This is a genomic window from Marinobacter sp. KM021, from assembly GCF_050707965.1.
GTDB lineage: Bacteria > Pseudomonadota > Gammaproteobacteria > Pseudomonadales > Oleiphilaceae > Marinobacter > Marinobacter shengliensis.
On the sequence record NZ_CP136129.1, the window covers coordinates 3,761,193 to 3,784,084 of the forward strand.

General features: G+C 59.7%; 22 protein-coding genes and 1 riboswitch. Of the genes, 13 read left to right on the forward strand and 9 right to left on the reverse strand.

Features of this window, described 5'->3' with window-relative positions; translation table 11 throughout:
* Nucleotides 1–50 precede the first annotated feature (50 nt).
* Nucleotides 51–1,445 carry a sodium-dependent transporter gene (locus tag RVM24_RS17555; protein WP_286920648.1) on the forward strand — a complete coding sequence of 465 codons (1,395 nt, stop codon included), beginning with the start codon at nt 51–53 and terminating at the stop codon, nt 1,443–1,445.
* 81 nt (nt 1,446–1,526) lie between these two features.
* Here the strand turns inward: RVM24_RS17555 and RVM24_RS17560 are convergent, their stop codons facing one another.
* From RVM24_RS17560 to RVM24_RS17575, 4 genes are all read right to left on the reverse strand, one after another.
* Nucleotides 1,527–2,129: a hypothetical protein gene (locus RVM24_RS17560; RefSeq protein WP_072678760.1), complete on the reverse strand. Its 603-nt coding sequence runs from the start codon at nt 2,127–2,129 to the stop codon at nt 1,527–1,529.
* A 120-nt stretch (nt 2,130–2,249) separates the two neighbouring features.
* Complete coding sequence (locus RVM24_RS17565; protein WP_228263890.1) at nt 2,250–2,828, reverse strand: QsdR family transcriptional regulator; 579 nt, start codon at nt 2,826–2,828, stop codon at nt 2,250–2,252.
* 62 nt (nt 2,829–2,890) lie between these two features.
* A complete protein-coding gene (locus tag RVM24_RS17570) occupies nt 2,891–3,613 on the reverse strand; it encodes a 3'-5' exonuclease (RefSeq protein WP_286920649.1) in 723 nt (240 codons plus the stop codon).
* Nucleotides 3,606–5,483 (reverse strand): putative nucleotidyltransferase substrate binding domain-containing protein, encoded by a 1,878-nt coding sequence (locus RVM24_RS17575; RefSeq protein WP_230714092.1) that lies wholly within the window; start codon nt 5,481–5,483, stop codon nt 3,606–3,608. The genes RVM24_RS17570 and RVM24_RS17575 overlap by 8 nt, the downstream gene beginning before the upstream one ends.
* 139 nt (nt 5,484–5,622) lie before the next feature.
* Here RVM24_RS17575 and cobU point away from each other — a divergent pair, with 139 nt between their 5' ends.
* Entirely contained in the window at nt 5,623–6,153 is a 531-nt protein-coding gene (cobU, locus tag RVM24_RS17580; RefSeq protein ID WP_061331229.1) for a bifunctional adenosylcobinamide kinase/adenosylcobinamide-phosphate guanylyltransferase, read from the forward strand.
* On the opposite strand, the gene RVM24_RS17585 is transcribed toward cobU, so the two are convergent.
* Nucleotides 6,137–6,736: a histidine phosphatase family protein gene (locus RVM24_RS17585; RefSeq protein WP_230714094.1), complete on the reverse strand. Its 600-nt coding sequence runs from the start codon at nt 6,734–6,736 to the stop codon at nt 6,137–6,139. The genes cobU and RVM24_RS17585 overlap by 17 nt on opposite strands.
* 4 nt (nt 6,737–6,740) lie before the next feature.
* Nucleotides 6,741–7,799 (reverse strand): nicotinate-nucleotide--dimethylbenzimidazole phosphoribosyltransferase, encoded by a 1,059-nt coding sequence (gene cobT / locus RVM24_RS17590; protein WP_230714096.1) that lies wholly within the window; start codon nt 7,797–7,799, stop codon nt 6,741–6,743.
* A gap of 114 nt (nt 7,800–7,913) precedes the next feature.
* Here cobT and cbiB point away from each other — a divergent pair, with 114 nt between their 5' ends.
* The 11 genes from cbiB to RVM24_RS17645 all read left to right on the forward strand — a co-directional run bounded on the left by cbiB (nt 7,914) and on the right by RVM24_RS17645 (nt 19,893).
* The gene (gene cbiB, locus RVM24_RS17595) at nt 7,914–8,873 is read left to right on the forward strand and encodes an adenosylcobinamide-phosphate synthase CbiB (protein ID WP_230714097.1); all 960 of its coding nucleotides are present in this window, start codon (nt 7,914–7,916) and stop codon (nt 8,871–8,873) included.
* Complete coding sequence (cobD, locus tag RVM24_RS17600) at nt 8,870–9,934, forward strand: threonine-phosphate decarboxylase CobD (RefSeq protein WP_230714098.1); 1,065 nt, start codon at nt 8,870–8,872, stop codon at nt 9,932–9,934. The genes cbiB and cobD overlap by 4 nt, the downstream gene beginning before the upstream one ends.
* Before the next feature lie 39 nt (nt 9,935–9,973).
* Nucleotides 9,974–10,166, forward strand: a riboswitch (cobalamin riboswitch).
* A gap of 158 nt (nt 10,167–10,324) precedes the next feature.
* A complete protein-coding gene (locus RVM24_RS17605; protein ID WP_230714100.1) occupies nt 10,325–12,154 on the forward strand; it encodes a TonB-dependent receptor domain-containing protein in 1,830 nt (609 codons plus the stop codon).
* 68 nt (nt 12,155–12,222) lie between these two features.
* On the forward strand, nt 12,223–13,074 hold the full coding sequence (locus RVM24_RS17610; protein WP_061331430.1) for a cobalamin-binding protein: 852 nt from the start codon (nt 12,223–12,225) through the stop codon (nt 13,072–13,074).
* A gap of 69 nt (nt 13,075–13,143) precedes the next feature.
* A complete protein-coding gene (locus tag RVM24_RS17615) occupies nt 13,144–14,058 on the forward strand; it encodes a FecCD family ABC transporter permease (protein WP_061331429.1) in 915 nt (304 codons plus the stop codon).
* Between the two features lie 23 nt (nt 14,059–14,081).
* On the forward strand, nt 14,082–14,852 hold the full coding sequence (locus tag RVM24_RS17620) for an ABC transporter ATP-binding protein (protein WP_230714182.1): 771 nt from the start codon (nt 14,082–14,084) through the stop codon (nt 14,850–14,852).
* A 159-nt stretch (nt 14,853–15,011) separates the two neighbouring features.
* Nucleotides 15,012–16,319, forward strand: coding sequence for a cobyrinate a,c-diamide synthase (locus RVM24_RS17625; protein WP_431474475.1), 1,308 nt, complete (start codon nt 15,012–15,014; stop codon nt 16,317–16,319).
* Nucleotides 16,320–16,353: 34 nt separating this feature from the next.
* Nucleotides 16,354–16,965, forward strand: coding sequence for a cob(I)yrinic acid a,c-diamide adenosyltransferase (gene cobO, locus RVM24_RS17630; protein WP_286920657.1), 612 nt, complete (start codon nt 16,354–16,356; stop codon nt 16,963–16,965).
* A complete protein-coding gene (locus RVM24_RS17635; protein ID WP_230714106.1) occupies nt 16,966–18,435 on the forward strand; it encodes a cobyric acid synthase in 1,470 nt (489 codons plus the stop codon).
* Nucleotides 18,432–19,133: a 5,6-dimethylbenzimidazole synthase gene (gene bluB, locus RVM24_RS17640; protein WP_374786474.1), complete on the forward strand. Its 702-nt coding sequence runs from the start codon at nt 18,432–18,434 to the stop codon at nt 19,131–19,133. Before RVM24_RS17635 ends, bluB begins: the two co-directional genes overlap by 4 nt.
* Before the next feature lie 91 nt (nt 19,134–19,224).
* Nucleotides 19,225–19,893, forward strand: coding sequence for a DNA-3-methyladenine glycosylase I (locus RVM24_RS17645; RefSeq protein ID WP_061331219.1), 669 nt, complete (start codon nt 19,225–19,227; stop codon nt 19,891–19,893).
* A gap of 30 nt (nt 19,894–19,923) precedes the next feature.
* On the opposite strand, the gene cobS is transcribed toward RVM24_RS17645, so the two are convergent.
* The 3 genes from cobS to RVM24_RS17660 form a co-directional block, all read right to left on the reverse strand.
* The gene (gene cobS / locus RVM24_RS17650) at nt 19,924–20,685 is read right to left on the reverse strand and encodes an adenosylcobinamide-GDP ribazoletransferase (RefSeq protein ID WP_082780509.1); all 762 of its coding nucleotides are present in this window, start codon (nt 20,683–20,685) and stop codon (nt 19,924–19,926) included.
* Nucleotides 20,686–20,784: 99 nt separating this feature from the next.
* Nucleotides 20,785–22,209, reverse strand: coding sequence for an ATP-binding protein (locus RVM24_RS17655; RefSeq protein ID WP_061331217.1), 1,425 nt, complete (start codon nt 22,207–22,209; stop codon nt 20,785–20,787).
* On the reverse strand, nt 22,200–22,886 hold the full coding sequence (locus RVM24_RS17660) for a response regulator transcription factor (RefSeq protein WP_061331216.1): 687 nt from the start codon (nt 22,884–22,886) through the stop codon (nt 22,200–22,202). Before RVM24_RS17660 ends, RVM24_RS17655 begins: the two co-directional genes overlap by 10 nt.
* Nucleotides 22,887–22,892 lie beyond the last annotated feature (6 nt).

The window sequence follows — 22,892 nt, forward strand, 5'->3', positions numbered from 1 at the left end:
GCCCTCACAATTCGTAGTTTCCTATAGCCAAAAGCACAGGAAGAAAATTCATGTCACAGTCCAACTCCGCATCAGACAGCGGTATCGGGGCTCGCGGACTCTGGTCGTCCAAGTTCGCGTTTATTCTGGCAGCAACCGGTTCTGCTGTTGGTCTCGGTAACGTCTGGAAGTTCCCTTATGTCACTGGTGAGAACGGCGGCGGTGCCTTCGTTCTGGTTTACCTGCTCTGTATCTTCATCATCGGTATTCCCATCATGATGGCCGAGGTGTTTATCGGCCGGAATGGTCGCCACAATCCGATCACCAGTTTCCGCCTGGTGGCTGAGCGCAACCTGGCATCGTCCGGCTGGCGAATTTCCGCCATCATCGGCATGCTGGCGGCCTTCATCATTCTGTCGTTCTACTCGGTGATCGGTGGCTGGGCTGCCTCCTATGTTGGCCACGCCGCCATGGGTGATTTCACCGGCGGTACTGCCGAATCCGTGGGTGAAATGTTCGGCGGCCTGCTGGCCAGCCCGGCCAAGCTCCTGCTCTGGCACACGGTGTTCATGGCTCTGGTCGTGCTGGTTGTCGCCCGCGGCCTGAAAGGCGGCCTGGAGCGTGCGGTTACCATTCTGATGCCGGCCCTGTTTATCCTGCTGTTGATGGTGGTGGGTTATGCCACCACCACCGGCCACTTCGGGGAAGCGGTTTCCTTCCTGTTTAATCCGGATTTCAGTGCCCTGACGGTTAACGGTGTGCTGGTGGCCCTGGGTCATGCGTTCTTCACCTTGAGCCTGGGTATGGCCATCATGATGGCTTACGGCTCTTACCTGAGCCGCGATGTCTCTATCGGCCGCACGGCAGTCACCGTGGCCATCATGGATACCGTCGTGGCCCTGCTGGCTGGCCTGGCTATTTTCCCGGTGGTATTCGCCAACGGCCTTGAAGCCGGTGCCGGCCCGGGCCTGATTTTCCAGACCTTGCCACTGGCGTTCGGCAACATGCCCATGGGAACCCTGTTTGGCACCCTGTTCTTCGTCCTGCTGCTGTTCGCCGCCTGGACATCCGGCATCTCACTGCTGGAGCCAGTGGTTGAGTGGATTGAGGAGAAAACCAGCTTTGCCCGTGTGGGCAGTGCCGTGATTGCCGGTGTTGCCTGCTGGTTGCTGGGTATCGCGTCGATCCTGTCACTGAACGTATGGGCCGATGTGGCACCGCTGGGTATGTTCGCTGCATTCGAAGGCAAGACCATCTTCGATCTGTTGGACTACTTCACCGCCAACATCATGCTGCCGCTCTCCGGCCTGCTGACCGCCATCTTCGTGGGTTGGTTCGTGGCCAAGGAGTCTCTGAAGAGCGACCTGGCTCTGCAGGAAAGCACCTTTGGCTTGTGGTACAACCTGATCCGGTTTGTGACGCCGATTGCTGTAGCAATCGTGTTTGTCTACAACCTGCTGGCGTAATCAGCCCGGCTGATAGCCCGCCAAAAAGAAAACCCGGCGCTGGAGACAGTCGCCGGGTTTTCTTTTTCTAGCGGTTACTACTTACCAGTCGCTTTCGTCATCCTCGCTCAGGGCCCGCAATTCGTCCATAAACGGGCGAACCGCACGCTTGTCGCTTTCCGGGGCATTCATCGCAGTATCCAAGGCAGAAGTCGCCGATTGCAGCATGGCACGCATCTGGGCTTTTTGTTCTTCTGTCATATGAGGGCTGTTTTCGATCTCAGCCAAGGCTTGCTGCATTTCATTTTGGGGCGCTCCCCCTTGCTCATCCATTTCCAGAGCGAACCAGGCCTGGTAAACCCGGTCCCCCGTCTGTCCCCATTGTTCAAGGCTGGAGAATCCATACCGCTTGACCAACTTCTCCAGCTGTCCGTGCACCGCGTGCCCTTCTAAGTCTTTAAGGCTGTCGGAGAAGAGTCTGGAGAAATCCATGTTCTCGTCCTGCTCGGCTTCCAGGGCATCTAGAAATTCTTTGTGGTCCTCGGCCAGGGTTTCGGCGGCGCCGAGGCTGTCGATGAATGACCGGACGGTTTTTTCTGTCAGGTCGCGAGCCTGAGCCTGGGGGGCGAGTGTGAGGGCAATCAGGGCGAGTGCAATGATGATTGGCGTAAACAGTTTCTGGCTAATGGATTGGTGTAACGGCATGTCGCGCTCCTTTGCGGGTGTTGGTTCCGGGTGTTTGTGGTCTGCTTTTGAACGGGCCGGGGCCCGGCGTTATTGCGTCAGATTAGCCTGCGTTGCACGGTTCTGCCAGCGCAGATGTTGTCAGACTTTCCCGCCTAGCAGGATGCGCACAGCGGTGCAGGCATCTTCCAGCTCTTCATCCCTGGGTTCGCGGCCGCCGATGATATCGCTGTACAGACAGGATTCGGCGATGCGCACCATGAAGTAGGACAGGCTCTGGATGTTCATGGGTGGGCTCAGGTGGCCGGCACGCACTTCGTCTTTCAGTAAGCGGGTGTTCACTTCCACGGTGCGGGCGTGCAGGGTGGAGTGAGACGAGGTGAGCATTTTCAGGGCGTATTCAGGGTCCTGGTGCAGGAATTTGCGCAGGGGGCTGAAGTGCAGAATGGTCATGTTGATGTGGCGGAATACGCCGACCACGTAGTCTACGCCATGGCCGGGGGTTTGGGCCCGGGCTTCTTTATACAGAGGCTCATAGAGCGACCATAGGATTTCACCAATCAGGAGGTCTCGGTTGCCGACCCAGCGGAACAGGGTAGCTCGGCCGATGTGCAGGTCATCGGCCAGGGCGGCGAGGCTGATTTTCTCCCCTTTTAGCCACATTCTTCTGGCGCGACGGAAGGCGTCCAGGGGGGTGGTTTTGGTGATTTGTTCGGTCACTTTGGGCTCTTTGGTTGGTGTGGGGTCATTCTAGCGGTTGCAGGGCTTTGGGGCTATGGCGGTCAGACCCAAAGATCTCCAATAGGCGTATCAGTGCCGAAATGATGCTGCACCTGGGCCTGGAACAGTTCGGCGGTGGCGATGGCGTCTATCAGGGCGTTGTGGCCGGCGTAGTGTGGTAAGCCGTAGCGGGTTCGGCTGTCGGCCAGGCGGATGGAGATGGGCTGTTTGCCCATGAGTTTCTGCCAGCGGCTGGGGTTTCGGTTGGGGTGCAGGTGGGCTTCGATGGCCATGGTGTCTATGACCGGGAAGCGGAGTTGTTCTTTCAGGCGCCACTGCAGGGCCCGGTTCAGGAACGGGCGTTCGATGTTGCGGTAGTGGACCACGGGGATTCGGCCGTTGAGGTGCTGGAACAGGGTGTCGAGCACGTCGGCGAGGTCCGGGGCGTGTTCGATTTCACTGTGGGTGATGCCGTGGATGGTGACGGTGTCTTGCTGCAACGGCAGTTGCGGCCGGACGATCTGGTGCCAGGCATTGCCGAGTTGAATGCCGCCGAGGGTAAAGGGGACCAGGCCGATGCTGATGATGGAATGGCGGTCGGCATCCAGGCCTGTGGTTTCGAAGTCGAGGGCGACCAGTGGCACCTCTTTAATGGGAGTTTGCGGGTCAGGGCAGCCGGCTTGGTAGAGAGCTCGGATTCGGGCATCCTTCGCTTTTTCCGCGGCTTTTCGGTAGTTGTCTGGCCAGTCCTGTTTGCTGTTCCCGCTTTTGATGCTGTCAGACATTCCTGGTGGCTCCTCCGGCGTTGTAACGGAAGCGCAGGAACTTCTGGGCGTTGCTGACGATCTGGAAGGCGTCTTTCAGATGACTGCGTTCGAACGGGGACAGGTCTTCCGGGCGTACGTTGTTGTCGGGTTCTCGCCCCTCTTCAATGGCCAGGGCCTGGTGGCGGATGCGAACAATGGAGATGAATTCCAGGGCATCGCGCAGGTTGCCGGCATCGTCTTCCAGCAGCAGCTTGGTTTTGGCAATGTCTTTCAGTCGCTCAAAGGAATTCTGGGAGCGGCTGCCGCATCCGAGGGCGTGTACGCGGATCAAATCGGATAATGGCGCTGTACCCCGGCGCTTGAGGTTGAATGTTTTCTGGTGCTTGCCGTCTTCCTCAAGCACGAAGGTGCGAAAGAAACCGAGCGGTGGTGTTCGGTTCAGGGCGTTCCTGGCCAGGAAGGTAAGGAAGCGCTGACTGCCGCTGGCTTTCTCTACAATCAGGGTTTTCAACTGTTCGGTAAAGTCGGTTTGCCCGTAAATGCCATCCAGGTCGAAGAAGATATTGCTGTTGAGCAGGGCTTCCGCCTTGGGATTTTCGATCCAGTCGGTGAAGTAACCTTTCCACACACTCAGCGGTTGCCGCCATTTCGGGTTGGTGGCCATGATATCGCCGGTGCAGTAGGTGTATCCACACTCGGCCAGGCCATCGGACACGAACTTGGCCAGCGCCATAAAATATTCATCGTGCTCTTCGGGGATGAAACTGTCGTCCAGCACCATGGCGTTGTCCTGGTCGGTAACGACCAGCTGTTCATCCCGGGCCATGGAGCCCAGGGCCATGAAGCAGTAGGGAACCGGTGGCGGGCCGAGTTTTTCTTCACCCAGTTCCAGCAGGCGTTGGCTGAAGCTGCGACCGATACCGGCCATGGCGCTGCCGATCATGTGGGAGTTGGCGTCTTCATTGACCATGCGTACAAAGCTGTCGCGGACTTCCAGGCTGATTCTCTTCAGGCCTTTGACGTCGTTCTGGTGGTAGATGTTGCTCACCAGGTACAGGCTGCTCTGACTTTCATACTTGACGATGTCTGACAACGCAATCACGCCCCGCACTTCGTCGCCTTCCATCACCGGCAGGTGGTGCACGTTGTTGTGGAGCATGGTGAGCATGGCTTCGAAGATGAAGGAGCGGGCGCTGATGGTGATCAGCCCTTCCGACATGATGTCGCTGATCGGGGTTTCCGAGGCCAGGGCATGGGTAACCGCACGGGTACGTAGATCCCGGTCGGTGATGATGCCCTGCAATTTCGGGCGTTCGCCGCTTTCATCCATCAACAGCAGCGCCGATACGCCATTGTCTGTCATGATTCTGGCGGCTTCCTGCAGGCGAACGGTGGTCGGAGCGGAAACCGGTTCCCGGGATATCAGGCGGGTAACCTTGGCGGTCATCAGTTCGTTGGATTTCTCTCTACGCGAAACCGCCGAACGCAGTCGGCTGCGGTCTTCAATCTCAACAAAGTCAGCAAAGTTTTCGTCGGTTTCCCACAGATGCTGAAAGGTGGTATCCGGAATCTTGTAGATCAGGCAATCTTCGATGGCTTTGGCGGGGAACCGGACTTTCTTGTTCATCATCAATCCGAACTGGCCAAAGATTTCGCCCTCGCCCACGCGGTTGTACAGCTCACCGGAGCGGCGGAAAATCTCCACGGCGCCGCTGCGGATATAGTGGAGCCAATGATTGGTCTGGCCGAGTTCAAGTATCTGGGTGCCGGCGCGGTAGTAGGCCACCTCAATACCGCTGACAACCCGTTCAAGAAGTTCTTCAGGCATGTCATTGAACGGGGGGTATTGGGCAATGTGGTTGCGGATGTCCAACAGTTCGGCCTGCATGGGCTCTCCAGAGTGACTGAGTCTTGATTAAATGTTTGCGGTTGGCTGGCCGCTTATTCCAGAGTCTGGCCAAACTATAGCAGCTGTCTGTTCACTTGGTGTACCTTGGCCACGGTGGGTAAGCACGAGAGAGTGTTTTATGGTCAACAAGTTACTGGTTACCGGTGGTATCCGGTCTGGAAAAACGGGGCTGGCGGAGCAACGGGCACGCGACGCCGGCGCAGACGTGGTCTACGTGGCTACCGCCACCGCCGGTGACGATGAAATGGCCCTGCGGATCCGGCGCCACCAGCAACAACGCCCGGCACACTGGCAGCTGGTTGAGGAGCCCGTTTACCTTGGCCGGGCGCTGTCAGACCTGGCTCACGGGCATGGTACCTCGCCGCTGGTTCTAGTGGACTGCATGAGTCTCTGGTTGAGTAATCTCCTGTTCGCCGACCGTTCGCTGTTTCAGCCTGAACGTGCCGCCTTTCTGACTGCCGTGGAAACTTATCCAGGCCCCTTGGTGATCGTCACCAATGAGGTAGGCCTGGGCACCATCGGCATGGACCCCCTCACCCGTCGCTTTGCCGACGAGCTGGGATGGCTCAACCAGGCACTCGCGCAGCGCTGTGATGAGGTGGTGATGTCGGTGGCTGGTCTGCCACTGACCCTCAAGGCTGGTGGCTGACCAGGCTGCGGAAGGTGCCAAACTCGGATTGGTCTACCTGAATCCGGCTGCGGCAGGCATAGGGTACGGAAAAGCCGGCAAACGATTTCTCCAGAGGAATGCCCAGCACGTTGGCCAGCACCATGCGAATAACGCCACCATGGCAAACCACCAGGATACGCTGACTCGCAAGTTTGTCCTGCCAGCGATCAAACCCGAGGGTGACTCGCTGGTAGAAGTCGGTAATGGCTTCACCGCCGGGCGGGTTGGAGTTTATGGGGTCCTGCCAGAAGCGGCTGAGATGGTCGCCATAACGTTCCTGGACCTGCCGCGAAGTTAACCCCTCCCAGTCACCAAATCCGATTTCCCGCAGGTCATCTTCGATGTGCAGGGGAATCCTGCGTCTTTGCGCGAGCTGTTCTGCAAACAGGCGGCACCGTGTCATCGGCGAGCTGACAATGGCATCCCAATGGTCGTGACCGTGGACGGCGGCTTCCATTTGCTGCCAGCCGACGGGGCTCAGCGGGTCGTCCTTGCTGCCCCGGAACATTTGCCCACCCTCGGGTTCGCCATGGCGTATCAGGTCGATCACGGTGGTTGTCATGATTCTACTCCCCGGATTTTCCGCTGATGCCGGCATCAGCAAAGCTGGCCATGTTGTTATGCAGTGCGCAGGCTGCCCGAAGCAAAGGCAGGGCAACGGCGGCGCCGCTGCCCTCACCCAGGCGCATGCCCAGGTCCAGCAGTGGGGTCGCATCAAGTGCTTCCAGCACCGCGTCGTGACCGGGCTCGGCAGACCGGTGCGCAAACATGAGCCAATCACGCGCTCCGGGTTGCTGGCTAACCGCCACAAGAGCGGCGGCCGAGACGATAAAGCCATCGACCAATACCGGGATCTTGCGGGCTGCGCAGCCGAGGATGGCACCGGTCAACGCAGCAATCTCGAAGCCGCCGAGAGAAGTCAGCACAGACAAGGCGTTTCGGTCGTCGCCATGCCGGGCCAGTGCTTTGGAGACCACCCGGGCTTTGCGAGTGACCCCCTCGCTGTCAAGGCCGGTGCCCGGCCCGACGAGCCTCTCGGGTGGCAGGTCAAGCAATGCGCAGGCGAGTGCGGCGGCACTGGTTGTGTTGCCGATACCCATGTCGCCACCGATGAACAGCCGACATCCGGCGTTGGCCGATCGCTCGGCTGCCTGGTCGCCACTGGTCAGTGCAGCAGCTACCTGGCCCGTGCCCAGGGCGGATTTTTCGGCCATATTTGCAGTACTGGGGCCGATAATCTGGTGAATGACGCCGGGGAGCATCGGTACCTCTCCGACCGTGCCCAGGTTCACAACTTCCAGGCTGGCGCCGAGTTCCCTGGCCATAACGCTGATGGCCGCGCCACCGCCGGCGAAGTTGGCAACCATCTGGGCGGTGACCTCCTGGGGAAAGGCGGAAACACCTTCAGCACATACGCCATGATCACCGGCAAACACCACCATGCGGACAGGATCAACGGTTGGCCTGTCTGTGCCGTTCAGGGCCGCCAGGGTAATCGCCAGCTGCTCCAGTTGCCCGAGAGAGCCTGGCGGTTTGGTCAGAACCTGCTGTCGCGCTGCGGCAAGTGCGGCGTGTTCGGCTGAGGGGGCGGGGGGCGGTGCTAGCCAGCTTTGAGGCAGGGCCATGACGATGATTCCTTGTGGGCGGAAAACCGAGGATGGTCTTACCGGGAGGCGAAGGTGTCAAGATCAGGCTCCACTCGGTTAGACTTGCCAGCATCTGATTCATGGAGCCCACATTTGGAAACGTTTCTGGTTGCGGTATTGGTATGTGTCGTGGCGGTTGCACTGGACTGGTTGGTTGGTGAACCGCGCCGGTGGCACCCTCTGGCAGGCTTTGGCCGTTGGGCCTCGGTGGCGGAAGCTGGCCTGAATGGCCAGCCGCAGGCCGCAGCAAGGAGCCTGTGCCTGGGTGCGCTGGCAACCGCGATCGTCGTCACGCCGGTGCTGGCACTGGCTGTAGCGCTGCAATTCTGGCTGGGCGGCTGGCTATGGTTGGTGGCTCAAGTGGCCGGCGTATGGCTCGCAATGTCGTTACGGGGGCTGGCGGAGCATGGCCGGGCGGTGTCCTCTGCATTGAATACGGGCGACGGTGACCAAGCCAGGAAAGCGGTGGGGTGGATTGTCAGCCGGGATGCAGCGGCGCTGTCCGACGAGGGGGTGGCCGCGGCTGCCTCGGAATCCATGCTGGAGAATGGTGCCGATGCGGTGTTCTCAAGTCTGTTCTGGTACCTGCTTGCCGGGCTGCCGGGTGTGGTTTTGCACCGATTGATCAATACCCTGGACGCCATGTGGGGCTATCGCAACTCACGATTTCTTTACTTCGGTCGGTTTGCCGCCAGGCTGGATGACCTCATGAACTGGCTGCCTGCCCGGCTGACAGCCCTCACTTATGCGCTGTTGGGAAGTACCCGGGTGGCGCTCCGTTGTTGGCGTACCCAGGCAAGAACCTGGGATAGCCCCAATGCCGGGCCAGTGATGTCGGCCGGGGCGGGCGCCCTTGGTGTGACCCTCGGTGGGCCGGCGCCCTATGCCAATGGCATCAAGGAACGGCCAGTGTTAGGTCGTGGCCCCGGGGCTTCGGCAGCGACAATCGAAGGTGCTATTGCCCTGGTACAGCGCGGGGTAATGCTCTGGTTGTCGGTGCTGCTCGTCCTCGCCCTTGCCTGCAGCTGGGTGGTGCCTGGAGGTGCCGGATGACGGCCTTCGACCTTTCTGAATCCCCGGAGCATGGCGGGCGGTTACAGGCCGCAATACAGCGTTGGGGCATCCCCCGCGAGCAATGGCTTGATCTGTCCACCGGCATCAATCCGGTACCCTGGCCGGTGCCGGCCATCCCACCGGAGGTATGGCAACGACTGCCAGAGCCGGACGATGGGCTGGAGAAGATCATCCGTTCCTGGGCAGGTGCGCCCGAGCGGGCCAGCTGCCTGCCGGTGGCGGGATCCCAGGCGGCGATCATGGCCCTGCCCGCCGTGCGCGCCAGGGTGCATGGTCTTGGTCGAGTGGCGGTGCCCGTGCCTGGATATCGCGAGCACGGTCATGCCTGGCGTCGCGCCGGTTTCGAGGTGGTGGCGATTCCTGAGCAGGCAATAGAGCAAGACGATCTGACCTGGCTGGATTCTGTGGACGTGGTGGTGTGGATACAGCCGAATAATCCGACCGGGCAGCTGGTCGATCCGGCCCGTCTTCTGCTATGGCACCAACGATTGCAGGCACGTGGGGGCTGGCTGGTACTTGATCAGGCCTTTGTTGAGGGAGAGCCCGGACACGGTTTGGAACCCTGGGCGGGCGCGCCGGGTCTGATACTTCTGCGATCTCTGGGCAAGTTTTTCGGCCTGGCCGGAATGCGCGCCGGGGCTGTGTTGGCTGAACCTGAGCTGACCCGTGCGCTGGCTTTTGAATTGGGCCCCTGGACCGTCAGTGGCCCGGCGCGTTACCTGATGGCAAGAGCTCTGGCTGACAGGGCATGGCAGATAGAGGCGCTGGGCAGGCTGCAGACGTCACGGCTGCGGATGGACGGCCTGCTCAGGAAATCTGGCATGCCAGCAACCAACGGTACGTTGCTGTTTCGCACGGTCCATCACGAAAACGCAGCACCAATAGCGGATGAGTTGGCTCGTCGTGCCATTCTGGTCAGGCGTTTTGATGAGCCGCCAGCCCTGCGCTTCGGTTTGCCGCCTGATGAGTCCGGTTGGCAACGTCTGGGAAGTGCGTTGTCTGAATTAACATATCTCATTGACCACCCCCACCCGGGTTGATAGTCTTGCCCGCAATTTCAGGTGCTCTGAGCGTTCCAACCGGACTGGCGATAGTCCGGCGAATGCAGTGAGTGAAACGGGAAGCCGGTGAGAGCCCGGCGCTGCCCCCGCAACGGTAATCAGGTGAAAGGCAATCCAATGCGCCACTGTGCCTCTGGCATGGGAAGGTGATTGCCCCGGAGCATCAGCTCCACCTGGAAGCCCGGAGACCGGCCTGGAATTTGGAGCCCATGAGTTCCAGACACCTACGTTGCGGAGGGCAGCGGCGGTGGGTGAACCGGCCAATGCAACTGATCGACGCCCCTCCACCCTCCGTCAATACAGACATTTCTCCTCCGCATGAATCAGTATCAACCGCACGGGTGAGTGCGGTGCGAAGCGAGTGAAGAAATGAAGCGTTCCAAAGTCTTGTCTGCCCTTGTGTTCATGCCTTTTGCCCTACCGGCGAGTGGTTCAGAGTCTGAAGCCGCCCCGGATACTCTTGAACCTATTGTTGTAACTGCCACGCTTGGCCCCCGTACGGTGGGCGAAAGCCTGTCTTCGGTGACGGTCATCGAAGAAGAAACCATCCGTCGTGAGGCGCCTGCCGAGTTTACCGATCTGCTGGCGGCGCAGCCCGGTATTGATCTGGTCACTAACGGGTCATTTGGCAAGAACACCAGTGTATTCACTCGTGGCACTGCGAATGATTCCACGGTCTTTCTGGTTGATGGTGTGCGCCTTCGTTCTGCAACCAGCGGTGGCGCGCCCTGGCAGTATTTTCCAGCTGATCTGGTCGAGCGCGTGGAAATCGTCAGGGGCCCCCGCAGTGCACTCTATGGCGCTGACGCGGTAGGCGGTGTCATTCAGGCATTTACACTGGATCCAAAGCACGGTAACAGAGGGTGGGTTGAAACCGGAGCAGGCAATTTCAACACCCAGAAAACCAGTGCTGGCGCATCGGCGACTCACGGCGCAACCCGGTTCAGCCTCAGCGGGCTGCACAAGGAGACCGATGGCACCAGAATTGTGAAAGATGGCGAGGACAAAGGTTTTCGCAATACCGCCGGCGTCGGGCGTGTTGTGCATGAATTGCCGAGCGGAGGAGAGGCCAGTTTCGTCATCATGCAGTCACAGGGCAATACTGAATTTGACGGTGGCAACACGGATTTTATGATCCGGACCATCGGCGTCACATTGAATACCCCTGTCAGTGATTATTGGGCGACGTCCATCCAGCTTTCAGAATCCGCTGACGAGCAAGAAAGCTTCCGTAGTGCCGGCGATTCTGTATTCAACACCAAAACCCGAACCGCACGATGGGAAAACACTTTCACCGCAGGCGTGCACGAGCTTGCGGTCGGGGGAGAGCTACAATCCGACGAAGTGAAAAGCACCATCGAGTTCGATGAGAACAGTCGCACTAATGCCGCGTTATTCACCCAACTGCGCTTAAACTTCGGCCCTTCCGATATTCAGTTGTCATTTCGCGGCGACGACAACGAGGCATACGGTCGACAGGAAACCGGTGGCATTGCCCTTGGCCACTCGTTTGACCGTTCCCACCGGGTACGGGTGAGTTATGGCACCTCTTTCCGGGCGCCCACGTTCAATGATCTTTACTATCCTTTGGAGATATTCGATTTCGGTGGCAGTTATGCCGGCAACCCGGACCTCAAGCCGGAGGAAGGCGCGTCCGTGGAGCTGGGGCTTAGCGGTCGTTACGAACACTGGTACTGGGATGCCGCTCTTTATCAACTGGACGTAGAGAATCTGATTGAACTCCAGAGCATCAACGGTGATCTCCGGCCTGCCAACGTGAGTGAAGCCCGTATTCGTGGCGCGGAGCTGGCCTCCGGTCTGCGGTCGAATGGTTGGGATCTTGGGGTCAAACTCACCTTGATGGATCCTCGTGATCGTGAGACGGATAACCGCCTGCGTCGTCGCAGTCACCAATCGCTGAGGGTTGACCTGGACCGTCAAATGGGCGCCTGGAGTCTGGGAGGCACCGCTCTGGCCAGTGGCTACCGCTACGATGATGCTAGTAATCAAAATCGTTTACCGGGCTACGTCACCTTCAACCTTCGTGCAGGGTGGGAATTTACTCAGGACTGGACAGCACGGCTGACGCTTCAGAACGTTACGGATAAGGAATACGCGACGGCAACCCGATTTGATGGTTCAGGCTACCTGGCGGCGGGAACCGCAGGGTTTCTTTCGATTCGCTATGACTTCCGATAAAACTGCATAATCTTGCCGGGGAGGCGCCAGTGGGAAAGCTTAAGGGTGTGAGCATACTGCTCGGCTGGATGCTGCTGGCATCTCCGGCCCTGGCATCCTATGTCTGCGCCACGGATGATCTGGGCGAGGAGATATGCCTGGAACACCCGGCAAAACGCATTGCCGCACTTTCGCCTGGGGCGACAGAACTGGCATGGGCGGCGGGCGCCGGTGATCAGGTAGTTGCCGTGGTGGCTTACAGCGATTATCCCCCGGCAGCCCGAGAGGTCGCTTCAGTGGGTAGCCATACCCGCATGGATATGGAACGGCTGCTGGAGCTGCAGCCGGATCTTGTGATTGGCTGGGTAACCGGGAATCCGACGGAGCAGCTGGTCACACTCAAGAATATGGGCGTCCCGGTGTTCTCCATTGAACCCCGGAGTTTTGAAGCTGTCTCCAACACCATTGAGCGCATCTCCATACTGGCAGGTACTGAAGCAGAAGGCTTTGCAGAGGCGGAGCGATTCCGTCAGGGCATTGCCGACTTGCAGGAGGCGTACGCCAAGGCTGATCCGGTGCCGGTGTTCTACCAGGTTTGGGATGAGCCCCTGATGACGGTCAACAGCCAGCACCTGATCGGTGAAATGATTGAACTTTGCGGTGGTGATAACGTGTTTGGTCAGCTGGACCGGCTAGTGCCGAGGATCAGTGCGGAAGCGGTGATTGCGGCGAATCCCGAGGCCATTCTGGCGGGTGGAATGGGTGAGGAGAATCGCCACTGGCTGGCGCGCTGGCAGGCATTCCCCAGTATCACTGCGACAGAGCGAAACAACCTCTTTTTTATTCCGCCGTCACTGGTTCAGCGACCGACTCCGAGAATGCTTGAGGGAACGCAATTGTTTTGCGAGAAACTGGAGGTGGCCCGTGGCCGACGGCCCTAGTGGAGTAGCCGTGTGATACGCCCGATCACCCTGCCCCTCACCGTTCTAGCCGTAGCGGGGCTGATCGCCATGGTGATGTCGGTCGGTATTGGCAGTGTCGCAATTGCACCTGCGGATGTGCTGTTGGTGTTTCTGGGTGAGGGCTCCAACCTGCACCGTACTCTGATTCTTGAGCTCCGGCTACCCAGAACGCTGTCGGCCTTTGCCACCGGAGGTCTGCTGGCGGTGGCCGGGGCATTGATGCAGGTGCTGCTGCGTAACCCGCTTGCCGATCCCTATGTGTTGGGGCTGTCCGGGGGTGCCGCCGTGGGGGCATTGCTGGCGATGTTGGCGGGGCTCGGCGGCGCGGTTATCTCCGGTTCTGCCTTTGCCGGTGCCATGCTGGCCACCTTGATGGTGTTCGGGCTCGCCCACGGCACCGGCAGCTGGACGCCCTCCCGCCTTTTGCTCACGGGGGTTGTGGTGGCGGCTGGCTGGGGGGCGGTCATTACCTTGATGCTGGCCATCAGCCCGGCCAGAGAGTTGCCGGGCATGTTGTACTGGCTCATGGGCGATGTGTCCTACGCCAGGGCACCCTGGCCGGGGCTTGGCGTGCTGGTGCTGGTCTGTGCGCTGGTGGTGCCTCTTGGCCGCAGTCTGAATGTATTGGCCCGTGGCCCCATGCAGGCTGCTGCCCTGGGGATTTCAGTGCGCCCACTGGAATGGCTGATTTACATACTTGCCAGCCTGCTCACGGCCACGGCGGTGACCATGGCCGGTAGCATAGGCTTTGTAGGGCTGGTGGTCCCGCATATGCTTCGGTTGGTGCTTGGTAACGACCAGCGCCTGATTTTACCGGCCTGTGCGTTAGCCGGTGGCACACTGTTGGTGCTGGCGGATACCCTGGCAAGGGTTGTGATCGCGCCGGAGCAACTGCCGGTGGGTGTGATCACCGCGCTGTTGGGCGTTCCCACTTTCCTGTATCTGTTGTACCGGAGTCGCTGATGTCCGGTAATAAACGCCCCCCAATGCAAGCCTTGAGTACCCGGGAACTGGTCATCGATATTCCTGGCCGGGCCGACGGTTACCCTTTGGATCTGACAATAAAATCAGGTCAGGTTTGGGGCGTACTTGGGCCCAACGGGGCCGGCAAGACCACGCTGTTGCACACCCTCGCAGGTCTTCGTGCGCCCCGTGCCGGTGCTTTGTTCCTGAATGATGTGCCTACAACGAAGCTAAAGCGGAGAGCCCTCTCCCAACAGTTGGGGCTGGTGTTCCAGGACCGACAGGATGGCTTCCCTGCAACGGTACTGGAAACCGCGCTGATCGGGCGTCATCCGTGGCTGGCGCCCTGGCAGATGGAAGGGGCAGACGATCTGGCCATGGCCGAGAGATCACTTGAAGCGCTGGATGTCCTGCATCTGAAAAACCGCCTGGTCAGCACCCTGTCTGGCGGTGAACGCCAGCGAGTGGCGATTGCCACGCTGATGACACAGTCGCCCCACACCTGGCTGCTGGATGAACCGACAAATCACCTGGACCTGCACCACCAGGTGGCCGTCATGAAATTGCTCACTGACCGGGCGGCAGCGGGTAACGCCATTTTCATGTGCCTGCACGACCTGAACCTGGCTGCCCGCTGGTGTGATCATATTTTGCTGATGTACCCCAATGGCGAAACCTGCTGGGGCCCGGCAGAAAGGATGCTGGTGCCGAACGCTCTGGAACGTTTGTATAACCAGCAGCTGGCAACGGTGGAAGTGGATGGCGCGCCTTTTTTCGTGCCAAAACGAGACTAGCTCAGAAGTATCGCGAGGGCAGCGGAGCAGGGCTTTCCGGGACTGTCTGCAGCAGGGATGCTGCAGTCAAGCGTACAGGGATGTATTTACAGCGTGTCCCGGAAAGCCCTGCTCCGCTGCCCGTCTGCACCAAATTCAGACGACAGGGAACAGCAACACATGCCAGACAACAAAATCCCCGCCGCCATGATCACCGCCCCGGGTTCCGGCCAGGGCAAATCCATGGTTACGGCTGCGCTGGCGCGCCTGCATCGGAATGCGGGCCGTAACGTCCGGGTGTTCAAGCATGGGCCGGATTACCTGGACCCCATGGTGCTGGAAGTCGCCTCCGGTAACCCGGTTTACCAATTGCACCCCTGGATGACCGGCGAGGACGAGTGTCGGTGGCGGCTGGCCGAGGCCGCCCAGAGCGCCGACCTGATCCTGGTGGAGGGCTCCATGGGCTTGTTTGATGGCAGCCCCAGTAGCGGCGACCTGGCCAAACTGGCAGGCATTCCGGCCCTGCCCGTGATTGATGCCAAGGGCATGGCTCAGACCTTCGGCGCGGTTGCCATGGGCTTGGCGAGCTTTGATTCCGAACTCCCTGTTCATCAGGTAATTGCCAACAAGATTGGCAGTTCCTACCACGGCGAGCTGTTACGGGAGAGCCTGCCGGATGGCATCAGCCTTTTGGGCGCGATACCCCGAAACGATGCCATGAATATCCCGGACCGGCACCTTGGGCTGGTCCAGGCGGCAGAAATGGACGACCTCAGTGATCGGCTGGATAGAGCGGCCGAAGTCCTGACATCAGCGGGTCTGGATGTACTTCCCAAGCCCGTACCTTTTCATTTTCAAGCACCACCGAGGCCAGAACCGCTGCTGACCGGGCGCCGGATTGCCGTGGCCAGGGATGCGGCCTTCAGCTTTATCTACCGGGCCAACCTGGATCTTCTCACAGCCATGGGCGCTGAGCTGGTGTATTTTTCGCCCCTGCACGATTCGGAAGTACCGATGGCCGACGCGCTCTGGCTGCCGGGCGGCTATCCGGAACTGCATGCCCGGAGCTTGGCGGAAAACCAGCCTATGCAATTGTCGATCCGCGCCTTTCATCAGGCCGGTAAGCCCATTCTGGCAGAGTGTGGCGGGCTAATGGCCTGTGCCGAAGAGCTGGCAGACAAAGACGGCACGGTGCATGGCCTGCTGGGCCTGGTACCCGGGCGCGCTACCATGGCTAACCGTTTGACCGCGCTGGGCCTGCAAAGTCTGGAGACCCAGCTGGGCGGGTTGCGGGGTCATACCTATCACCATTCCAGTCTTGAGACCCCTTGGCAACCTGCGGCCAGGGCGAAGAAGCAGGCCGGCTCTGACGGAGAGGCGGTGTATCGCCACCAGAATCTGTTGGCCAGCTATTTTCACGGCTACTTCCCGTCGTCGCCGGCGTTGGTTGCCGCGATCTTTCGCGGCGAGGAAATCCGGTTTTCCTGATGAATACAAATGCGTGAACCCAAGGAGAGTCATCATGCGTGAACGCGCCAAAGACCCCGAACGCCATGCCAAGCGCATGGCCGCCAAACAGAAAATCATGCAGGAACGTATCGCCCGCGCCCAGAAAGAACAGAGCGTGTTGCTGGTGCTGACCGGCCCAGGTAAAGGCAAGAGCAGTTCCGGCTTCGGCATGGTCGCCCGGGCCCTGGGCCATGGTATGAAAGTGGGCATCGTCCAGTTTATCAAGGGCGCTTTCAGCACCGGCGAGGAAGCGTTCTTCCGGAGCCTGCCGAACGTGACCTACCACGTGATGGGACAGGGCTACACCTGGGACACCCAGAACCGGGAACAGGATGTGCAGAGTGCGACTGAAGCGTGGAATATCGCAGCTGACATGCTCAAAGACGACAGCTATGACCTGATTCTGCTGGACGAACTGAATATCGCGCTGAAGTACGACTACATCGATCTGGACCGGGTGCTGGATGACCTGCAGGCCCGGCCGGAGATGCAGCATGTGGTGGTCACCGGCCGTGGTGCTCCCCAGGAACTGATCGACCTGGCCGACACCGTGACCGAAATGGGTGTGGTCAAGCACGCCTTCAAGGATCAGGGCATCAAGGCCCAGAAGGGCGTGGAGCTGTAAATGCCCACCCTGATGGTGCAGGGCACCACCTCGGATGCTGGCAAGACCACGGTGGTGGCGGCCCTGTGCCGCTGGCTGGCGCGTCAGGGGGTATCGGTGGCACCGTTCAAACCCCAGAACATGGCCCTGAACAGTGCGGTTACCGTGGATGGTGGCGAAATCGGCCGCTCCACGGCGTTGCAGGCACTGGCCTGTGGACTGGAGCCCCACAGTGACATGAACCCGGTGTTACTGAAGCCCCAGAGCGATTGCGGGGCCCAGGTGATATTACGGGGCAAGGTTCATGGCAATATGGATGCCCTGGATTACCACGCCTACAAAGCTGAGGCGATGAATTCGGTGATGGCAAGCTGGCGGGCTCTGAGCGCCCGCTTCGATGTGGTCATCGCCGAAGGCGCTGGCAGCCCGGCTGAAATTAACCTGCGGGCCAACGACATTGCCAACATGGGGTTTGCTGAGGCCGCCGATTGCCCGGTGTTGCTGGTGGGTGATATCGATAAAGGCGGGGTTTTCGCCCAGTTGGTGGGCACCCTGGCGTTGATCTCCGACAGTGAACAAGCCAGAACGGCCGGATTTATCATCAATCGGTTCCGGGGTGACATTGCGCTGTTGGAGCCCGGGCTGGACTGGCTCGCCGAACACACTGGCAAGCCGGTGTTCGGGGTCTTGCCCTACCTGCACGGGTTGGTGATAGATTCCGAAGACAGTGTCAGTGCCGCCGGCACCAGCGAGGCCGGCGCCTTGAAAGTGGTGGTGCCGGTACTGCCCAGGATCAGCAACCACAACGATTTTGATCCGTTGCGATTGCACCCGGGGGTAGACCTTGTTTTCGTTGGCCCGGATGAGACCATTCCGCCGGCGGACCTGATTATCCTGCCCGGCAGCAAAAGTACCCGCCACGACCTGCAGTGGCTGAAACAGCAGGGCTGGCCCGAGGCCATCCAGAAACACCTGCGCTATGGTGGCAAGCTGCTGGGTATCTGTGGCGGATTCCAGATGCTGGGACTTCGGGTGGAAGACCCGGACGGGCTGGAAGGCGAAGTTGGCAATACCGAGGGCCTGGCACTGTTCGAGATGGTCACCCGCATGGTATCGGGTAAGCAGCTCAGACAAGTGACCGGTAGACTATCCCCCGAGGTTACTGAAAGTGGTGTTACGGCGACAATGACCGGCTATGAAATGCACAACGGAGTCACCGAGGGCTCAGCGCTGGCCAGGCCTTTTGCGGAGCTTGATGGTCGACCGGATGGTGCGGTCAGCGCCGACGGTCAGATGGCGGGCACCTATGTGCACGGTCTCTTTGATGAGCCTGCCGCCTGCGATGCCATTCTGTGCTGGGCCGGTCTAAATACACAGAATGCGCGGTCAGTGGACTATCAGAGTCACCGTCTGCAGCAGCTCGACCGCCTGGCAGATCAGGTGGAACAGTGCCTGGACACGGACCGGTTAAGGAGCCTGTTGCAGTTATGAGCAACCAGAACGACCCATTCACGGATGCCCAACGTGAGGGGCTCTACCGGGCCATCTTCGAGCGTCGGGATGTGCGCTCGCAGTTTTTGCCGGATGCCATTCCGGATGAGGTGCTGGCCCGTATTCTGAGGGCAGCCCACCATGCGCCGTCAGTGGGCTTCATGCAGCCCTGGGATTTCATCGTTATCGACAGCCTGGCGGTGCGCGGGCAGGTGCTGGCCAGCTTCAATCAGGAAAACACAAAAGCCTCGGAAAATTACACCGGCGAGCGACAGCAAACCTACCGGACACTCAAACTCCAGGGCATTCTGGAGAGTCCGATTAATCTATGCATTACCTGTGACCGGACCCGCGGCGGGCCCCATGTGCTCGGCCGTAACTCCATCATGGAAATGGATCTGTTCAGCACCTGCCTGTCGGTACAAAACCTGTGGCTGGCGGCGCGAGCAGAGGGTATTGGTGTGGGCTGGGTCAGTATTCTGGATCAGGGAATACTGTCTGACATCCTGCAGCTGCCAGATCACGTATACCCTCTTGCGTATCTGTGCCTGGGGTATGTCAGCGAGTTTCTGGAACAGCCGGAGCTGCAGGCCAAAGGCTGGCGTTCACGGCTGCCGCTGGAAGAGCTGGTGCATGGCAATGGCTGGGGTCAGCCTCTTGAGCATCAGCGTCTGGCAAGTTACCTCGCCGGCAAGTGAAGGGCACCGAAAAAGAACATGATCGTTTTCCTCACAGGTCCTGAATTGGGTACGATCAGACTCGATTTGGGGCTTCTGGTCAGGAGGTGAAATGAAATTTTCCGAGCTCTACCAGCAGGCACTGGCCCGCAAAGGCGGCGAACAGGCCCTGAAATCCATGCTGCCACCGGTCACCGAGAAGCAGCGCCTGGCCAAGATCAGCGACGACCGTTACCTTTCCGAGATCACCCGGTGCATTTTCAAGGCCGGGTTTGTCTGGCGGGTGATCGAGAATAAATGGCCGGATTTTGAGGCGGCGTTCGAAGGGTTTGTGCCCGCCTACTGGCAGCAGGTCCCGCCGGAAGTCCTGGAGCGGCTGGCAACAGACGAGCGGATTGTTCGTAACATGCAGAAGATCCGCACGGTTCCGGAGAATGCCCGGATGATCATGGATGTGGCGAAAGATCATGGTAGCTTTGGCCGGTTTCTGGCGCAGTGGCCGTCAACCGATCAGGTGGGGCTGCTGCTGTACCTGAAACGCAATGGCGAGCGTCTGGGGGGTAATTCCGCCCAGTATTTCCTGCGCCGGGTGGGGTGGGATGGCTTTATCCTGTCTCACGATGTGGTGACCGCACTGACCCGTGCAGGCATTCTGGATGCGTCTCCTGCCAGCAAGAAAGGGCTCACCCAGGCCCAGGAGGCATTTAATCGCTGGCATGAAGAAACCGGGATGCCCATCAGTCAGCTTTCCCGGATAGTGTCATTCACGGTGGATAACTGAGCATTGCCCAGAATCAATGACCGCCTGAGACTACAGAAACAGCAATAGCACCAGTTCACTTAAGACGACGGCCGCGCCCAGGGTATCGCCTGTATAGCCGCCAAGCTGCCTGCGCAGATAGCCTCCCCAGAGCAGGGCAGCCAGAAGTACGGCAGTGACGGTCGCGGGAATAAGCAACGGCTGCCAGAGTGATAACCCCGCTGTAAGCAACATTACAAAGCCGGCCGCCGCCAACAACCGGCTGCGGGAGAAACCGTCCGCCACCGGTTTGGATTTGCTTTTGTCAGGATCGGTGACATAGGGCAGGCAAGCCATCAACACCAAGGGTGTCAGGCGGGAAACCGCAGGTGACACCAGCAACGCGAGCCAGATCAATTGGGCATCGGCCAGCAGGGCCACTTTTAGCAGCAAGGCCATCACCAGCGCCACCGTGCCATAGGTACCAATGCGGCTGTCCTTCATGATCGCCAGCCGTTTTTCTAAGGTATAACCCCCGCCGAGAGCGTCAACACTGTCCGCCAGACCGTCCTCGTGAAAAGCTCCGGTGATAAACAGGTGCAGAATAACCACCAGGATAATGGCGACCACTGGGCTGGCGATCAGTGAAAACAGAAAGAAGGCGGCGCAATAGACCAATCCGAGCAGAAGGCCCACTAGGGGAAAATAGGTGCTGCTCTGATTCATGAGGCGCTGGGAGTAGTCAATCCGCACGAGCATGGGGATGCGTGTAAGGAAGCCGATAGCCAGCCAGAAGGCTTGCCATTCATGGGCAACGCGTGACCTAAGGGGCAAAGGGCGCCTCCATGTTTGAGCCAAAGCGCCATTGTACTTTAGAGCGCCATGAAGTGCTGCCTTGTACGGACGTTTGCTGGTCGGGAGAAAGTGACAGAGTCAGGACGGCGTGTGAATGAGGTCGCTTGAGGCAGGCAGCCAAACGTGTACACAGAGTCCGGGGTGTCCATCTGCTCTATCTAACAGCGTCAACTGGCCGCCATGGAGTTCAGCAATACGTCGGGCAATCGCCAGGCCCAAGCCCGCTCCGCCACCTGCGCGTTGATCCAGTCTTACAAACCTGCTCAGAGCGCGCTCCCGCTCCTTTGAGGGTATGCCTGGTCCCTGGTCGCATACCGAAATGGCATAACCTTCGCCCGCCGGCACCAGCTGGATGGAAATCACGGTATGTGCTGGGCTGTACTGGATGGCATTAGCCAGCACGGTACGCATCAGGGTGTTGATCAACGTGCTGTGGCATCGAACCAGGCCATTGCCGCTGGTTTTATCATCCAGTTCCGGCTCGATGTGCTTTTTCAGGGCCAGCGGGGCAATATCCGCGATGCTCTGTTCCAGCAATTCTGGCAGGTTGTGAATGTCCGGCATTGAGTCGGTGCCCGCGTCTACCCGGCTCAGTAGCAACATCTGTTCTACCAGGTGAACCATCCTGTCCACGGCACCGATCAGTTCGCTGAATTGTTCGGGGTTTTGCTCGCAGGCTTTTTCCAGGTTCAGCCGAAGCACGGTCAGCGGTGTGCGTAGCTCGTGGGCGGCGTCGGCGGAGAACCGGCGCTCACGCTCCAGTGCCTGGTTTAGCCGTTTCAGCAAACCGTTGACGGCCTGAACCAGCCCGGCAACTTCCTTGGGAGCCTGCCGGTCGTCCAGGGGGTGGATGCGTTCCGGGGCCATGTTGCGAACGGGCTTTTCCAGCCGGCGCAGGGGGCGGAAACTGATCTGTATGGCGGCTATTACCGCTAATGCCAGCAATGGCAGGGCCAGCAATAGAGGCAGGATATTGCCCAGCGCCAACTCCTGGCTCAGTTCTTCGCGGATATCCTCACGTTGCGCGGCGCGTATCCAGAATCCGGTGTCCGGGTCCTGCAGGGTAAAGGTGCGCCACCGATAACCGGTAGATTCGGCCCAGGTATAGCCGGGTGTAAGGCCTAAAGAATCGTCGGCATTCAAGGTGTCCAGCAACGGGGAGCCTCCGGGAGTCCAAACCTCAAAAGCCAGTTTTTTCTCGTACTTGTGGCCGGCTCCATCCGGCAGGATCTCATCCCGGTCTGACTCAAGCTCTGCTTCGGTCAGGCCAAGCCCGGGAAGCTGCAGGGTTTCTTCAAGGGTGTCAGAAAGCTGTTCCAGTGATTGGCTGTCGGCCAGGTGCCGGATCAGCCCCTGCACGATCCGGGTGCTTTGGGCCAGCTCCGCGTCGAACAGTTCTTCCAACTCGTGGTTACTCTCAACATAGCTCCAGCCGGCGGCGATCAGGGCGATCAGCAGCACGGCGGATGTAACCAGCAGAGTCAAGGTACGGGTCAGAGACATGCGGGCTCCGCGGCGGCCTGGCTGTCGAGTAGGTAGCCTACACCCCGTACGGTTCGGATGGCTGCCTTGCCAATCCGTCGGCGCAGATGATGGATATGCACCTCCAGGGCATTGCTCTCCGCCCCCGCCTCCCAGCCGTAAAGCTGTTCCTCCAGCCGGCGCCGGGTAGCCACCTGGTCCGGGTTGCGCATCAGGTAATGCAGAATCTGGAACTCGCTGCGGGGCAAGGTGATGGATTCGCCGTCAACGATCAAATGGCCGTTCTCCGGATTCAGGGTCAGGCGCCCTACCGTCAGCCCCGTGGAGGGGCTGGTTGCGGCACCACGGCGGGTCACCGCTCGAATCCGGGCTTTCAGTTCGGCCATGGCGAAGGGTTTGGTCAGGTAGTCATCGGCCCCGGCGTCGAGTCCCTGGAGCTTTTCGTTCAGATCTGCCCGTGCAGTGAGGATGATGACCGGGGTTTGGTTACCCTGCTGGCGGATGTTCCGGACAATGTCCAGGCCGTCCATCCGCGGCAGGGTCAGGTCCAGAATGGCCAAGTCAAAGTGTTCCTGCAGCAGGGCATTCAGGGCCTGCTGGCCATCATCCAGCCAGTCCACCGTGTTCTGGTCTTCCCGCAGCATATTGAGCATGGTGCGGGCAAGGGAGTGGTCATCTTCCACCAACAGTATGCGCATTCACGA

What these genes read in the sequence shown, in the direction of transcription:
- RVM24_RS17555 (WP_286920648.1), top strand. Translation starts at nt 51, where the DNA reads ATGTCACAGTCCAACTCCGCATCAGACAGCGGTATCGGGGCTCGCGGA.
- RVM24_RS17560 (WP_072678760.1), bottom strand. Translation starts at nt 2,129, where the DNA reads ATGCCGTTACACCAATCCATTAGCCAGAAACTGTTTACGCCAATCATC.
- RVM24_RS17570 (WP_286920649.1), bottom strand. Translation starts at nt 3,613, where the DNA reads ATGTCTGACAGCATCAAAAGCGGGAACAGCAAACAGGACTGGCCAGAC.
- RVM24_RS17575 (WP_230714092.1), bottom strand. Translation starts at nt 5,483, where the DNA reads ATGCAGGCCGAACTGTTGGACATCCGCAACCACATTGCCCAATACCCC.
- cobU (WP_061331229.1), top strand. Translation starts at nt 5,623, where the DNA reads ATGGTCAACAAGTTACTGGTTACCGGTGGTATCCGGTCTGGAAAAACG.
- RVM24_RS17585 (WP_230714094.1), bottom strand. Translation starts at nt 6,736, where the DNA reads ATGACAACCACCGTGATCGACCTGATACGCCATGGCGAACCCGAGGGT.
- cobT (WP_230714096.1), bottom strand. Translation starts at nt 7,799, where the DNA reads ATGGCCCTGCCTCAAAGCTGGCTAGCACCGCCCCCCGCCCCCTCAGCC.
- cobD (WP_230714098.1), top strand. Translation starts at nt 8,870, where the DNA reads ATGACGGCCTTCGACCTTTCTGAATCCCCGGAGCATGGCGGGCGGTTA.
- RVM24_RS17605 (WP_230714100.1), top strand. Translation starts at nt 10,325, where the DNA reads ATGAAGCGTTCCAAAGTCTTGTCTGCCCTTGTGTTCATGCCTTTTGCC.
- RVM24_RS17610 (WP_061331430.1), top strand. Translation starts at nt 12,223, where the DNA reads ATGCTGCTGGCATCTCCGGCCCTGGCATCCTATGTCTGCGCCACGGAT.
- RVM24_RS17615 (WP_061331429.1), top strand. Translation starts at nt 13,144, where the DNA reads ATGGTGATGTCGGTCGGTATTGGCAGTGTCGCAATTGCACCTGCGGAT.
- RVM24_RS17620 (WP_230714182.1), top strand. Translation starts at nt 14,082, where the DNA reads ATGCAAGCCTTGAGTACCCGGGAACTGGTCATCGATATTCCTGGCCGG.
- RVM24_RS17625 (WP_431474475.1), top strand. Translation starts at nt 15,012, where the DNA reads ATGCCAGACAACAAAATCCCCGCCGCCATGATCACCGCCCCGGGTTCC.
- cobO (WP_286920657.1), top strand. Translation starts at nt 16,354, where the DNA reads ATGCGTGAACGCGCCAAAGACCCCGAACGCCATGCCAAGCGCATGGCC.
- RVM24_RS17635 (WP_230714106.1), top strand. Translation starts at nt 16,966, where the DNA reads ATGCCCACCCTGATGGTGCAGGGCACCACCTCGGATGCTGGCAAGACC.
- bluB (WP_374786474.1), top strand. Translation starts at nt 18,432, where the DNA reads ATGAGCAACCAGAACGACCCATTCACGGATGCCCAACGTGAGGGGCTC.
- RVM24_RS17645 (WP_061331219.1), top strand. Translation starts at nt 19,225, where the DNA reads ATGAAATTTTCCGAGCTCTACCAGCAGGCACTGGCCCGCAAAGGCGGC.
- RVM24_RS17655 (WP_061331217.1), bottom strand. Translation starts at nt 22,209, where the DNA reads ATGTCTCTGACCCGTACCTTGACTCTGCTGGTTACATCCGCCGTGCTG.
- RVM24_RS17660 (WP_061331216.1), bottom strand. Translation starts at nt 22,886, where the DNA reads ATGCGCATACTGTTGGTGGAAGATGACCACTCCCTTGCCCGCACCATG.